The 12,202-nt window shown below is 62.9% G+C and carries 14 protein-coding genes; 5 read left to right on the forward strand and 9 right to left on the reverse strand.

The features are described from left to right. Positions 1–2 precede the first annotated feature (2 nt). Positions 3–866: a DUF5518 domain-containing protein gene (locus C453_RS11150; protein ID WP_008324599.1), complete on the reverse strand. Its 864-nt coding sequence runs from the start codon at positions 864–866 to the stop codon at positions 3–5. A 331-nt stretch (positions 867–1,197) separates the two neighbouring features. Here C453_RS11150 and C453_RS11155 point away from each other — a divergent pair, with 331 nt between their 5' ends. Both C453_RS11155 and C453_RS11160 read left to right on the forward strand, forming a co-directional pair. After that, positions 1,198–1,905 carry a universal stress protein gene (locus tag C453_RS11155; RefSeq protein ID WP_008324600.1) on the forward strand — a complete coding sequence of 236 codons (708 nt, stop codon included), beginning with the start codon at positions 1,198–1,200 and terminating at the stop codon, positions 1,903–1,905. 31 nt (positions 1,906–1,936) lie between these two features. Beyond that, positions 1,937–4,120 (forward strand): amino acid permease, encoded by a 2,184-nt coding sequence (locus tag C453_RS11160; protein ID WP_241430737.1) that lies wholly within the window; start codon positions 1,937–1,939, stop codon positions 4,118–4,120. Between the two features lie 192 nt (positions 4,121–4,312). Here the strand turns inward: C453_RS11160 and C453_RS11165 are convergent, their stop codons facing one another. Beyond that, complete coding sequence (locus C453_RS11165; RefSeq protein ID WP_008324602.1) at positions 4,313–4,699, reverse strand: hypothetical protein; 387 nt, start codon at positions 4,697–4,699, stop codon at positions 4,313–4,315. A 545-nt stretch (positions 4,700–5,244) separates the two neighbouring features. On the opposite strand from C453_RS11165, the gene C453_RS11170 reads away from it, so the two are divergent. The 3 genes from C453_RS11170 to C453_RS11180 all read left to right on the forward strand — a co-directional run bounded on the left by C453_RS11170 (position 5,245) and on the right by C453_RS11180 (position 6,143). Continuing rightward, positions 5,245–5,526 carry a DUF7521 family protein gene (locus C453_RS11170; protein WP_008324603.1) on the forward strand — a complete coding sequence of 94 codons (282 nt, stop codon included), beginning with the start codon at positions 5,245–5,247 and terminating at the stop codon, positions 5,524–5,526. A gap of 77 nt (positions 5,527–5,603) precedes the next feature. After that, the gene (locus C453_RS11175) at positions 5,604–5,831 is read left to right on the forward strand and encodes a DUF2249 domain-containing protein (RefSeq protein ID WP_008324604.1); all 228 of its coding nucleotides are present in this window, start codon (positions 5,604–5,606) and stop codon (positions 5,829–5,831) included. A 75-nt stretch (positions 5,832–5,906) separates the two neighbouring features. Next, positions 5,907–6,143 (forward strand): DUF2249 domain-containing protein, encoded by a 237-nt coding sequence (locus tag C453_RS11180; protein WP_008324605.1) that lies wholly within the window; start codon positions 5,907–5,909, stop codon positions 6,141–6,143. A 140-nt stretch (positions 6,144–6,283) separates the two neighbouring features. Here the strand turns inward: C453_RS11180 and mobA are convergent, their stop codons facing one another. From mobA to C453_RS11215, 7 genes are read right to left on the reverse strand one after another with little or no spacing between them, the layout of a single operon-like run. Then, positions 6,284–6,931, reverse strand: coding sequence for a molybdenum cofactor guanylyltransferase (mobA, locus tag C453_RS11185; protein WP_008324606.1), 648 nt, complete (start codon positions 6,929–6,931; stop codon positions 6,284–6,286). Further along, complete coding sequence (locus tag C453_RS11190) at positions 6,928–7,434, reverse strand: molybdopterin-dependent oxidoreductase (protein ID WP_008324607.1); 507 nt, start codon at positions 7,432–7,434, stop codon at positions 6,928–6,930. The genes mobA and C453_RS11190 overlap by 4 nt, the downstream gene beginning before the upstream one ends. An 8-nt stretch (positions 7,435–7,442) precedes the next feature. After that, positions 7,443–8,723 (reverse strand): P-loop NTPase, encoded by a 1,281-nt coding sequence (locus C453_RS11195; protein ID WP_008324608.1) that lies wholly within the window; start codon positions 8,721–8,723, stop codon positions 7,443–7,445. Positions 8,724–8,757: 34 nt separating this feature from the next. After that, positions 8,758–9,588: a HEAT repeat domain-containing protein gene (locus C453_RS11200; RefSeq protein WP_008324609.1), complete on the reverse strand. Its 831-nt coding sequence runs from the start codon at positions 9,586–9,588 to the stop codon at positions 8,758–8,760. Further along, positions 9,585–10,484, reverse strand: a complete 900-nt coding sequence (locus C453_RS11205) for a hypothetical protein (protein WP_008324610.1) — start codon at positions 10,482–10,484, stop codon at positions 9,585–9,587. Before C453_RS11205 ends, C453_RS11200 begins: the two co-directional genes overlap by 4 nt. Further along, positions 10,481–11,218, reverse strand: coding sequence for a molecular chaperone TorD family protein (locus C453_RS11210; RefSeq protein ID WP_008324611.1), 738 nt, complete (start codon positions 11,216–11,218; stop codon positions 10,481–10,483). The genes C453_RS11205 and C453_RS11210 overlap by 4 nt, the downstream gene beginning before the upstream one ends. A 10-nt stretch (positions 11,219–11,228) precedes the next feature. Next, positions 11,229–12,053, reverse strand: a complete 825-nt coding sequence (locus C453_RS11215; protein WP_008324612.1) for an ethylbenzene dehydrogenase-related protein — start codon at positions 12,051–12,053, stop codon at positions 11,229–11,231. Positions 12,054–12,202 lie beyond the last annotated feature (149 nt).

Below are 12,202 nucleotides of genomic sequence, written 5' to 3' on the forward strand. Positions count from 1 at the left end.
TACTACGCTGTCCTTACTGAGCGCCGCCGGTCAAGGAGATAGATGAGGGCAGCGAGCCAGCACACACCGAGGAAACTCAGGGCTCCAACAGGGGCGTCCCATGTGTTAAGTTCCGCTGCGTAATTCCCGAGTATGAACGCGGCGACGGGAGCGCCGACGTACGCAGCAACGTTTGGAACCCACGGTGAATTATCCTCATGAAGCTGTTCTGCATCCTTGTACACTGCAACGAGCAGAAGTATTGCTATGACGGACGTGACCAGCAGCAATAAGAAACCGAAAAGTGACCCAACGGCACTTTGCGGCCTCAGTCCAAAGAGATAGCCAGCCGTCACAGGCAAAAGTAAGACGTACGCAGCCACGTACTTCGACCATTTCGAGTCGTTTGTTCCTCGCCAGTCTTCACTCGTCGTATCCTTCACTTTGGCTCGCCACGACCGCACAGCAGCAAGTCGGTCACCAATATAGGCAGCCAAGCGCACAACGAACACCACGATGATAACTCCGAGAACAATCGCGATGGGAGTTCCAACCACGGTGAAGAGCGCTGCCCTGAGTGAAGTCACGCTTAGGGTTGAGAGCATGGTGGCGAGATACACGATGACGAGGCCGATGGAAGCAGCCAGTCCAGTTCGTGTACTCGCTCGACGTCGGCTCGTTGGTCGATTATAGTAGAGGTATCCGACGAGAAAGCCAGCGATTATGAACGCCCCACCAGAGATACTCCCACCGGCAACGAACGACTCGTCGGTTACTGTTCCCCACGATAGTGGAACGGTGAGTAGTGCCGACACGAGCCCAATGGCTGTGGCGAGCTGAAGCTCACCCTCAGTCAGCTCTCGATAGAAGTGTTTGTGGAGGGACATAACGTCGGACCTGTGAACCGCTACCAGTAAGAGTGTTTTCATTGGTCAGCTAGTTTTCACTCTCCATATTCAATTTACGACCGCAGAAATCTCACCGAGTTCTAACAGGAAGTATGTGACACAGACAGAGGGTGAGTTCAGCAACCCGGCTGAGTGCGTTTCAGTGATGAGAGAGCAGGAAGTACAGGGCCGTCCCTTCAACGAGGACCTAGGTCACCCGTTTGCCGGTTCGGGCCGCAACTCCCCAGAGCATCGTTGATTCCGGTGTTCGGAGACGCCTGCAAACCCCGCGAAGGATTGAAACGCTCCGGGAGGGAACATTTGTGACATAATGACACGCATCGACGAGCTGAGGATTCTCGTTCCGGTCGATGTCTCGGAGACGGAGCCGCCACCTCTCGACGTCCTCGACCATCTCGGCGCCGTCGAGGTGGTTTTACTCGGGTACTTCCCGGTACCGGACCAGGCCGAACCGGCACTGCTCAGGGACCAGTACGGTCCCGAAGCCACCGACCGACTGGACGCAGTCGCCGACGAGCACGGTAATCCCGCCGAGGTGCTCGTCTTCACACACGACCGCGAGGCCACTATCGACCGCATCGCAGACGAGTACGACTGCGACGCGGTGCTGACGGCTGGTCGTTCGACGGTCGTCGACCGCGTCCTCGTCCCTCTTCGCGGGGACGTGAACCTCGACCGGATTCTTGCAGTCGTCGCCGACCTGCTGCTCGCGGGCAACGAGACCGCCACCCTGTTCCACTCGGTCGCAGAGGACGCCGACCCAACCCAAGGAGAGTTACTTCTCATGGGTGCCGTCGACCGCCTCGTCGAGTACGGAGTCGAACGCGACAGGGTCGACTGGCAGCTCTCGAAGGGCGGTGACCCACAGACCGACATTGTCGAACTCGGAGCAGCGTACGACCTCGTCGTCCTCGGCGAGACCGAACCCCCGCTCCGCGAGCGCATCATCGGGGACGTCCTCTCGGCCATCGTCGACGCGCTCGACGTCCCGTCGCTCATCGTGAGGGATGTCGAGTGAGCCCAGACGCTACGAGTTGGAGGAGGGACAGATGAGCGTTGAGGGGAACGAACTCGAGCGGACGCTCGGATTCATCGAGGCGATGACGCTCGGCGGGGGGACGATGATCGGTGCGGGAATATTCATCCTCCCGGGCATCGCCGCTGAAGCCGCCGGTCCCGCAAGTTCGGTCTCCTACGCTATCGCTGGCTTCGTCGCGCTGCTTGCGGCACTCTCGCTTTCCGAGCTGGCGACCGGGATGCCCATCGCTGGCGGGAGCTATCACTACGTCAACCGAGCGCTCGGCGGGCTCTTCGGTGCCGTCGTCGGGTGGGGTATGTGGACGGGGCTGATGTTCGCGAGCGCGTTCTACATGATTGGCTTCGGGCAGTATCTCGTCGAACCGATTCCGTTCCTCGACGGACGGGTCTTCATCGTCGGCCTCGGGCTCGTCGGGCTTGTCCTCCTCCTCGGGGTCAATTACTACGGCACCGAGGAGTCAAGCGCCTTCCAGAACGTCACCATCGGGGTCGAGACTGCCATCATACTCGTCTTCGTCGCGGTCGGCGTGTTCTTCATCGACCCGGGGAACCTCGAACCCTTCGCCCCCTTCGGACCCAGTGGTGTCGTCTCCACGACTGGCATCGTCTTCATCTCGTTCCTCGGCTTCGAGATTATCGCCACCGTCGCGGGCGAGATCAAGAATCCCAGTCGAATCATCCCGCTGTCCATGATTCTCTCGGTGGTGCTGGTGACCATCCTTTACGTCCTCGTCATGCTCGTCAGCACTGGAGTAATCCCCTTCGAGTCGCTCGGCGACTCTCCCATCCCGGTTTCGGACGTGGCCGTCACCTACCTGGGTCCGGCAGGGGTAGTCGCAATCGTCTTCGCCGCCATCATCGCGGCGATATCGAGCTCGAACTCCTCGATACTCGCAGCCTCACGGGTTATCTACGCCATGGGCAGAGACGGGGTTGTGACCGATTGGTTCAACGTGAGCCACCCGCAGTTCTACACGCCCCACCGAGCCATCGCGGCCACTGGCGGCGTGACGGCGCTGTTGATTCTCGTCGGCCTCGAAGTGGAGACTATCATCGCGCTGCTTGCAGAGGCAGCGAGCTTCAGTTTCCTCGTCGCGTACTCGCTCGTCCACATCTCACTCGTCGTCTTCCGGCGGGCCGACCCGGACGGCTACGACCCATCGTTCGCGCTCCCACGACCGCTCTACCCGGCCGTCCCGGTACTGGGAGTGGTGCTGTCGCTCGTCGTCGTCTCGCAGATGGCGACTGTCGTCGTCGTCATTGGGTCGGGCATCGTCGCCTTCGGCGTCGTCTGGTACGCGACCTATACACGGGGGCGCGTTGTGAGCGAAGGACTCCTCAGCGAAGCGATTCGGGGGAAACCAGCCGAGCCGTTTCGCGTGGTCGTTCCGGTGGCGAACCCGCAGACACAGCGCGGCCTCCTCCGTCTGGCGGCGGCCAGCGCGCACGCCAACGAGGACCGGGGGACGCCCGAACTCGTCGCGGTCAACGTCACGCCGGTCGCACACCCCTCGCCGTTTCAGAACGTAGAGGCCGACCGCTTCGAGCATCAGCGCGAACTTCTCGAGAGTGCCCACGACATCGCGGCCGAGATGGACGTCACCCTCCGGACCAGAACGGTTGTCGCCCCCGACGTCGGAGAGGCGATACTCGACGTGCTCGAAGAGGAGGAAGCCGACGAGGCCATCCTCGGCTGGGACGGGACGCTCGAACGCGACGGCCACGTCTTCGGCGCGACGGTCGACCCGGTGGTTCGGAACGCGAGTTGTGACCTCTCACTCGTCACCCTCAGAAACGAGACCATCGGGACGCCGGTGGCACTCATCGCCCCTGGCCACAACGCGCCGGTCGTTGCCCATCAGGCGGTCGAATTCGCGACCGTTGACGGGACCGTCCCGACCCTGCTGAACGTCCAGTCCCCCCGAGGGAAGAGCGACTCGGACGCCGAGGCACGGGGGCGGTCGGTCGTCGTCGACGCCGCCGAGGCGGCGGGACTCGACCCCGGCGAGTACGACGTCCAGGTCGTCGTCGCCGACGATATCGGTCGGGCGATTGTCGAAGCGACCAGTCAGTACGACACCGTCTGCGTCGGTCTCTCGGAGCGGACCGAGGGGTCCCGAATACCCTTCGGAACAGTCACCGAACGAGTCGTGCATGACGTTCCGGGTAACGTCGCCCTGATACGCGGTTCGTGAGCGCCCCCGACGCTCCTCTCCCCACTCTCCCCGGTCGCTCGTCGAAGAAGGGTATGGCCGCTCTACACATTGGGTGAAGACTCTGTTGAACGTCTCGATAGATGACAAGGCCGACGTGCGACAGACAGAGGGATGAGTTCAGCAAAGACTAGACCACATCCACAGATATTATAGATGACATACCAACGGAAGTTACGATTGCTTCGGGAAGAAGCCCGGGAACGCCGACCGGTCACGAAGAACGCCAATACCGACTACCATCAATATCAACGCAGAGAGTGTGGCCAGGACGTAAACCCATAGCCGAGCCTCGTACACTCCAACTTCGACTAGACACTGGTAGCCGGTGCCGAAGTAGACTCCCTCAAGAAGGAACGACCCGCCAATAGTTCGCTGAAGGATTACAACGCTCTCATAGACAAAGCCAAAGAGGATTTTCAGCACGCCACTTACAAGCAACGCTCCAACGGCAATTAGACCAAAACCTCCGATGAGATGTCCAAAATTTGCCCATGCAAGGATACATCCCACGATAACTTGGACGATTCCCAAACCCCCGAAAAATAGCTTGGCTGTCATGTAAGTGCGTCTATGTAGTGGTAAATTAATTCTACTGGGAATTCGACCAACTGGGAGAAGAGCCAGTCAGAGATTTATCAAAAGAGATGACCTGCCGAGAGCATTAATAAGCGGGAACCAACATCTCTTGGGCAGTGGATTGACCGACTTGCGCCTGTATTCAGCACGGTCTCAACAAACTATCAGCAATTGAGTATTTAAACGGAGCCGTATATCTCTATTTACCTCATAGCTTGTCTGTCGGGTGGCTCGCAACGTACTGCTCGTCGCTCACCGACTGTTTTCCCGCCGAGAGAACTGTTCCGAACATCTTCGGCAGAGTGCATAGTGCTTCGTCGGAACTCAGCGAAGACTAGAGACGTGACGCCCGCACCCGCCGGGGGTACGTCGGGAAAGCGGACCAGAACTATGAGACCATATCTACACCCGAATCAGGACCGTACAGGTGCAACGCAGCCGAACGTCAGCGTCGACGTGGCGGTTCCCGCCCCCGATACCGCGAGACCGAGACAGACACGCGACCGTCCCACGGCCTCGAACAGACCATGAACGGACTCACCGCCCTCGTCGTCGGGATGAAGACGGCGACGCTCCTGTTCGGTGGCCTCGTGACGCTCGTGACTTTCCGCGCCTACAGACACCGACAGACGCACGCGCTCCGGTCGTTGTGTGTCGGCTTCGCGCTCATCACCCTCGGTTCGTTGGTCGCGGGCATCGTCCACCAACTCACGCCGCTTTCGTACGACTACGCCCTCGTCGCCGAGAGTTCGCTCACTGTCGGCGGATTCGCCGTCATCGCGCACTCGTTGTACACCGACAACGCCTGACTCCCGCGAAAACTACTCCGAACATCATCGGGACAACGGACAGTTATCTTGCTTGCGATGTGTGTACTATGAGTAAGATGGACCCTGACCACACCGTAGAAACCCTCGACGCCAGAGAAATCGACGGGGAGCCGTTCAGCGACATTATGAGTGCAATCGACGGGTTGGGAGGTGAGGAGTCCGTCCTGCTCGTCAATAGCTTCGAACCCGTGCCGCTCTACGACGTGCTCGACGCCCGCGGGTTCGACTACGAGACGTCGCAGATTGCCGACGATGAGTGGCACGTCACAATCACGCCGCAGTGACTTGCACGCGAGTCTCTCCTCGTTGAACATATTCGGGGCAATGTCCTCACGGTCTGGGCCGAAACGAACGAGTGCATGACAGAGACGAAACTCGACGTCCGCGAGATTCCGCCCGCGAAACGACACCCGAAGATTCACGAGGCGTTCGACGACCTCGAAAGCGGCGACACGCTCGTCATCGTCAACGACCACGAGCCGAAACCTCTGTTTTACGAGATGCAAGCCGAGGTTCCGGCGTTCGACGCCGAAAACTACGCGACCGAGCGCCGCGGCCCGACCGAGTACGTCGCGAAGTTCCCGAAGAAGGAGTAAGCGTGCCCCGTCATAGATATGTCTCAGCCGTGTTGCTCCCGTGAAAAGAGACGGCGGGCGTCGGTGTCGCGAGATGGGACATCGATGGCCGTCGATTGTAACCGACCCCGTTCGATTGGTCATCTGGAAGGAGAATATTTTCACCGCCGAACATATTCACCGGTTGCGCGTCGCTGGCGAGCCGCTACGAGCTCAGAACGCGTGTTTACGTTCACCGCCGACTGCAACACCCCAATGTCGCCAGGTGTCGCTTCGGGCGGCACTGTTTCGACCGATAGCTCGGAGACGAGCGACCGCAGGCTGTGGCTGTCGGGGCGGCGGTCACAGTACGCTTCGAGCGCTGCCGTCTCGTAGACCGCGTGTAGCAACTGTGGGTGGCCGTCTTCGTCGAGCGGAACTGTCACGTCGGCGTCTGTGTCGGCGTGGCGGTCACACAGCCACGAGACTGCGCGTGCAGACAGAAGCGGCATGTCGCACCCGCAGAGAAAGAGTGTGGGTGTCGTAACCTCTGGGACTGCCCCACAGACGCCGGCCAGCGGTCCAGCACACCACTCGGCGTCCTCGACGTACTGGACTGCGTCTGAGAGCACGCCTTCGACGACCGGGCGCTTTTCGTTCCCTCCAGCAGCGACAATCGGGTCGCGTCCAGTCGCGTCTCGAACCGCCTCAGCGACGCGCTCGACGAGTGCGGACCCGCCGAGTGTCGCCGTCGCCTTCAGGCCGTCACCGAATCGGCTGCTCTGTCCGCCAGCGAGGACGACAGCCGTCGTCTCTCGACTCCGGGTCATCCGTACGATGCGTCGTCGAGCGACATGGATTCGAGGTCGCTCGGGTCCGCGTTCGGTTCCAGCGCGAGCGGTTCGATTTCGGCCACTCCCTTGACCGTCCGTGCGCCGTCGATGTTGCCACCGAGGAACCGCGTCGCGTAGGGCTTGCCTTCCACGAGTGGTTCGCCGTTTCGGGCGACTGCGACGATAGCATCGAGCGCGGCGACGATATCGACGCACACGGCGTACCCATCGGTGCTCGTCACTCGCACGTGGGTCGTCTCGGGCGGCGTCTCGACGCGGTCGAGGAGGTCGGCGAGTACGACGCCGGTCCACGTCCCCGTCGTTCGCGTCCCGGACGCGCATTCGATGGTGCACTCGCGGTCGGTCGTCGGAAACGTCTCGAAGTCGCGGGGGCTGAGCGTCACGCGGTCGTCGTCGCCGACGATTTCGATGGCGAGTGCGTCTGCGTCCGCAGCGTCGGTCTGGGTCGAATCCGCGTCGGATGTCGTGTTGTGGGTCATTGCTCCTCTTACGGTCTCGTTGCTGTTAACACCCAGTCGTTCGGCGTCTGACGCTCGACTTCGAACCCTGGTATCTCCTCAGGTCGCCGGTCGGTGAGCCCGCCGAGGAAATCCCTGACTGGCGTCGGGTCGCGGTCGCTGACGAGGGTGAACGTCTCACCGCTCTCCAGTGCGGTAAACCGCTCTGCGACGCGCTCGCGTCGCTTCTCCGGGGCTTCGCCTCGAATATCGAGTGCGTCGTTCGGCACGTCGAGGTCCCACGCGGTGGCTGCGGCGTCGGCGACAGCGTCGGCGAGGTCCTCCATCTCGGGTGCGACCTCGCCGGGTGCTGGTGTCGCTTGGAATCGCGGCGAAAACGGCAGTTCGGCGAGGACGGGCGCGTCGAGGTGTTCTTCGTGCGAACCTCCTGGGAACATGTCGTGCGTGTCGCCGCAGGAGGGACAGGCGAACTGGCCCATGTTGACGACTGCGCCGAGGACCGGAACGCCGTTGTCTCGGAACAGTTCGATGCTCCGGGCGGTGTCGTCGAGACTCGACTCGAAGGGCGTCGTCACGACCACGACACCGTCGACAGACACCTCTTGGAGCGTGGTCAAGACCACGTCCCCGGTTCCCGGTGGTAAGTCGACGACGAGCGTGTCGTCTGCCCGCCACGCGGTGGTCGTAAACAGCTCTGTCAGTGCATCGTGCGCCATCGCACCGCGCCACGCGAGCGGTGCGCCGTCTTCCATCAGGCCGACGCTCATCACGTCGAGTGTCGTCCCCGACTCGGTCGTCTTGACTGGAAGCGGGTTTCCCTCGTCGTCCGAGTGGATGGGTCCGGACACGTCGAGGAGCGACGGAACGTTCGGCCCGTGGATGTCGGCGTCGAACAGGCCTGTCGGCCGGTCTGCTGCCAGTGCACAGGCGAGGGCGGTCGAGACGGTCGATTTCCCGACGCCGCCTTTCGCGCTGGCGACGGCGATGACGGTGTCGAATCCCGCCACTCCCTCGACTGCCCCGTCTGCGGAGGGGGAAACGGGTTCGACGTGGGCGCTCTCGACGTCTGGAACGTCCCGAACCGCCTGCACCATCGCACGCATGATTCCGGTCGCGTTCTTGTGGTCGAACTCGGAAACCGCGGCTTCGACGGTGACGTTCGATTCGTCTACGTCTATGGACTCGACTAATCCCGCCTCGAAGACGTTGACACCGGCGTCCGGGTCGCGAACGGCTCTCAGTGCCGATTCGACGCGGTCTTCGAGTGGCGGGTCGTCAGAATCTGGGTTTGGGTGTCGATTGTTGGTCATGGGATGGATGGGTCGGTGGGTAGCGTGTCTGTGTTCACAGGTCCGGCGTCCGGTTGAGGTCGTCTTCGCCGGGGAGCGTCCGGTCGGACTCGTCGAGCACGCCAGCAAACTGCCGCCGGAAGCTTCCCGAATCGACTTCGCGAGCGCGGACGGCAGTCTCTCTGACGATACTTCGCTCGTCGTCGGCTAACTCCGCCAGCGTCTGGTCTGCTTTCTCGTCTTCGATGCCGCCGAGGAGGTGGGCCGCCCACTCTCGAACGCGCTCGCTCGGGTCGTCTGCTGCATCGACAAGCACGGACAGCGCACCCTCTCCGCGACGTTTGAACAGCGAGACGAGGGCGTTTCGGCGGGCGGCGTGATGGTCGTCGTCGAGCGCCCGCTCGATTGCGTCTTCGTGTGCCTCTCTATCGAGTCGGTCGAGGGCGACGACGGCCTCCGCACGGACCCACGGGTCGGGGTCGTCGGTCAATGCGCGTGCTGTCTCTGCCGCCAGTAAACCGCCGTGTTTGGCCAGCGCCTCGACGGCGAACTGCCGAACGTCGGCGTCTTCGTCGGTCGTCGCCGCGGCACTCAGTGCGCGCACGATTGTCTCGTCGCTGTCGCGCTCCGCGAGTGCGAGTGCCGCTCTGCGACGCTCGACAACGTCGTCTCCGGCGAGCGTTTCGATGAGGTCTGCTACCTCGTCGTCTTCGACCGGTTCGGTGTCGCTGGCGGCGAGTTCGGCCAGCGACGCCTCGCCGATGGTCACGTCGCGGTCGACCTCGATGTCTTCGAGGCCGACGGGATTCTCTCCGAACCCCGGACTGCGCTCTGGGTGTAGTTGCGGGTCTGGCGGTCCGTCGGTCGCTTCTTCTTCGTCTCTCATGAAATCTCACCTCGTGATTCGGTTGCGAGCAGTGCGACAGCGACGATGACGCCCGCCGCGCTGAGGAGTGTTGCAGGGACGCCCGCTACGAGGAGCAGCGCCGCGCCGAGAGCACGGTCCATTCGCTCACCTCGGAGACTGAACACGACGCCCGTGACGCCCCCACCGACCGCGAAGGCGACGAGTCCGAGCGGAGCGCCGACGACACCGCCGCCGACGAGCAGCACTGCCCCCGCAACGTACGGGAGATTCGTCGCCAACGCGAGCGTGACGAGACCTATCCCAACGCCAGCACCGAGACTCGTCAGGTCCCAGCCGGTTACGACGGGCGTGAGGCCGAGCGCGAGCAGCGTGAGGATGGTCCCGAGCGGGCGGAGCGTCGTGGATGCAACGCCGACAGTCGCCGCTAGCGAGACGGCCAGGCCGACGACCAGCAGGACTGTCGGTGCGACTCGTCTGATTTCGTCCCAGTCTTCTTCGGTCTTCAGTCGGGCCAGCCGGTTCCAGACGACGACGCCCCCGCCGACAGCGATTCCGACGGCGGCCGGCATCCACGCGCTTGAGGACGCGAGCGAAATCAGGCCGAACCCACCGAGGAACGTCAGTCCGACTCGCTCACTGGCCGTCTCGGCAGTCGTCGCGAGCAGGAACCCCGCAAGTGCGGGTCCGAGGATGGCAAACGGGTACCAGAGCGCGACGAACTCGGGGACTCCTGCCGGAAGCCCCGCAGGCGTGTTGTGCGCGACTCGATACAGCGTCGTCGCGGCTATCGGGAGGAGTCCGAGCACGCCAGCGACCGCCCGCGTCGACCCCGGTGAGGCGCGTTCGACACGGTTCGCTGTCGCCGCGACGAGACCCGTCGGACTCGCGGCGTCTTCGACACGGCTGCCGCTCACGGGTCGCCACCTCCTTCGAATCGGTCGGCGAGGTCCTGTTGGTCGGCGGTGACGAACCGGTCGAGGAACGCGGCCAGTTCACTGTAGAGACCGTCGACCGACAGTTCGGCCATCCGGTCTGCGAGGCCGCCAGCGACGACGTGGAGATGTCGGTCGTGGAGGTCGAGTCGCGCGCGAGCGACATCCTCAGACCCAGATGATTCGAGCCGAGCGAGGTAGCCCGCGAACTCCAGTTGATACGGGAGGTAGTCGTGGTTATCTCGCTCCGACTGGTCGATTTCGAGCCCGAAGTACTCGTACGCCCGGGCCAAATCGAGGTTCACGTCGTTCCACGCCGCCTCCGGTCGGTAAGACGTCTCGTACAGCGAGATTCGCGGCCCCTCGCTATTCAGCGAGCCGTCGGTTCGGTCGGTGTACTCCGCGTAGCCGACGGTGAACAGGTCGTTGAACCGCGCGCAGAGCGTGTCGTGGTCCACTTCGACGGTCAGGTTCGGGGGCTCGACGTCCAGCCCCGTCGCATCCAGCAGGTCGCGAACGGTCGCGTCGACGTCGCCGGATTCGAGCTGAGCGTAGACCGACTCGTCGGGTTCGTCGAGGAGCGTCGCCAAGACTGTGTACACCCCGGCCCGAGCGACGGTTTGCTGGTCGATTCCTTGGGGGTCGAACTGCTCGTCAGCCACGGTCTGCGCGTCGGTTCCGGCCGCGTCGTCGTGTGAATCTGGTGTTGTCGTCATCGGTTTCTCCTCAGTTTTTCTGGACCGCTTTGACCGTCACCAGCGCGACGCCCACGATGGCGAGTCCGGCGATAGTCCACAGAATCGACTCGTACGGCGGTCCCTGCGGTCCGGGGCCGAACGGGAAGTGATACCACTCGCTGACGGACTTCCGACCCGACCGCTCCATCTCCGAGCCGTTCCACACGGCGAACGCGACGTCGACGTTGTTCTCGACGGCGAACGAGGTTCGGTTCTCGGCGCTCGATTCGAGTTCGCGCGACATGACGACCGTCCAGCGGCCGTCGTCGTAGGTCGTCTCCGTCTCGACGGCCGACTCCTCGAACGTAGTCGTCGTTCCCGGGCCGCCAGCGAGGAGTTCCTCGGTCGTGCCGTCGGCGCTCCAGTACCAGACGTTCACGAGGTTGCGGTCGCTCCCCATCGAAATCGGGGGTCGTGCGCTGGTGTTGACCGGGACTTGCACGGCGAGCGCGTCGGCGAATCGCCGCGGTCCAGAGACGTTGCGGTCGGCAGTCCCATCTGCCCACGAGAGACGGAGGTACAGTCGCTCTTCGGTCCGGGCGGACTGCACGCGAAGCGACTCGACTGAGGTGTCGCTGGCGTTCGGGACACTACTGGGTGCGCTGGCCATCGGGACGCCGACTGCCGGGACTGTGTCCCACGCCTCGCTGGTCGGGTCCTGCGGCTGTGCGTCGGCCGAGACCGATTCGACCGGAATCTGGTTGGCTGGCCGGGCCGACACCATCGCCGGGCCGACCGATGCCGCGAGCAGCACCAGACAGACGATGACGGTGGCTGCGGTCGCGGCTGTTTTCTTCCCGCTACGCTCACTCATCGTCAAACACCTCCAGAGCACGCTCTGGCGAGCTCGATGATTCGACGCTTCGCTTACTCATCATCGAACTTTCCCCGGAGCTTCGCTCCGGTGAGCTTGACGATGCTTCGCTTCGCTCAGTCATCGTCAAACACCGCTGAGACTCCCGT

Source organism: Haloferax elongans ATCC BAA-1513, from assembly GCF_000336755.1.
GTDB classification, from domain to species: Archaea; Halobacteriota; Halobacteria; order Halobacteriales; family Haloferacaceae; genus Haloferax; species Haloferax elongans.

What these genes read in the sequence shown, in the direction of transcription:
- C453_RS11150 (WP_008324599.1), bottom strand. Translation starts at nt 866, where the DNA reads ATGTCCCTCCACAAACACTTCTATCGAGAGCTGACTGAGGGTGAGCTT.
- C453_RS11155 (WP_008324600.1), top strand. Translation starts at nt 1,198, where the DNA reads ATGACACGCATCGACGAGCTGAGGATTCTCGTTCCGGTCGATGTCTCG.
- C453_RS11160 (WP_241430737.1), top strand. Translation starts at nt 1,937, where the DNA reads ATGAGCGTTGAGGGGAACGAACTCGAGCGGACGCTCGGATTCATCGAG.
- C453_RS11165 (WP_008324602.1), bottom strand. Translation starts at nt 4,699, where the DNA reads ATGACAGCCAAGCTATTTTTCGGGGGTTTGGGAATCGTCCAAGTTATC.
- C453_RS11170 (WP_008324603.1), top strand. Translation starts at nt 5,245, where the DNA reads ATGAACGGACTCACCGCCCTCGTCGTCGGGATGAAGACGGCGACGCTC.
- C453_RS11175 (WP_008324604.1), top strand. Translation starts at nt 5,604, where the DNA reads ATGGACCCTGACCACACCGTAGAAACCCTCGACGCCAGAGAAATCGAC.
- C453_RS11180 (WP_008324605.1), top strand. Translation starts at nt 5,907, where the DNA reads ATGACAGAGACGAAACTCGACGTCCGCGAGATTCCGCCCGCGAAACGA.
- mobA (WP_008324606.1), bottom strand. Translation starts at nt 6,931, where the DNA reads ATGACCCGGAGTCGAGAGACGACGGCTGTCGTCCTCGCTGGCGGACAG.
- C453_RS11190 (WP_008324607.1), bottom strand. Translation starts at nt 7,434, where the DNA reads ATGACCCACAACACGACATCCGACGCGGATTCGACCCAGACCGACGCT.
- C453_RS11195 (WP_008324608.1), bottom strand. Translation starts at nt 8,723, where the DNA reads ATGACCAACAATCGACACCCAAACCCAGATTCTGACGACCCGCCACTC.
- C453_RS11200 (WP_008324609.1), bottom strand. Translation starts at nt 9,588, where the DNA reads ATGAGAGACGAAGAAGAAGCGACCGACGGACCGCCAGACCCGCAACTA.
- C453_RS11210 (WP_008324611.1), bottom strand. Translation starts at nt 11,218, where the DNA reads ATGACGACAACACCAGATTCACACGACGACGCGGCCGGAACCGACGCG.
- C453_RS11215 (WP_008324612.1), bottom strand. Translation starts at nt 12,053, where the DNA reads ATGAGTGAGCGTAGCGGGAAGAAAACAGCCGCGACCGCAGCCACCGTC.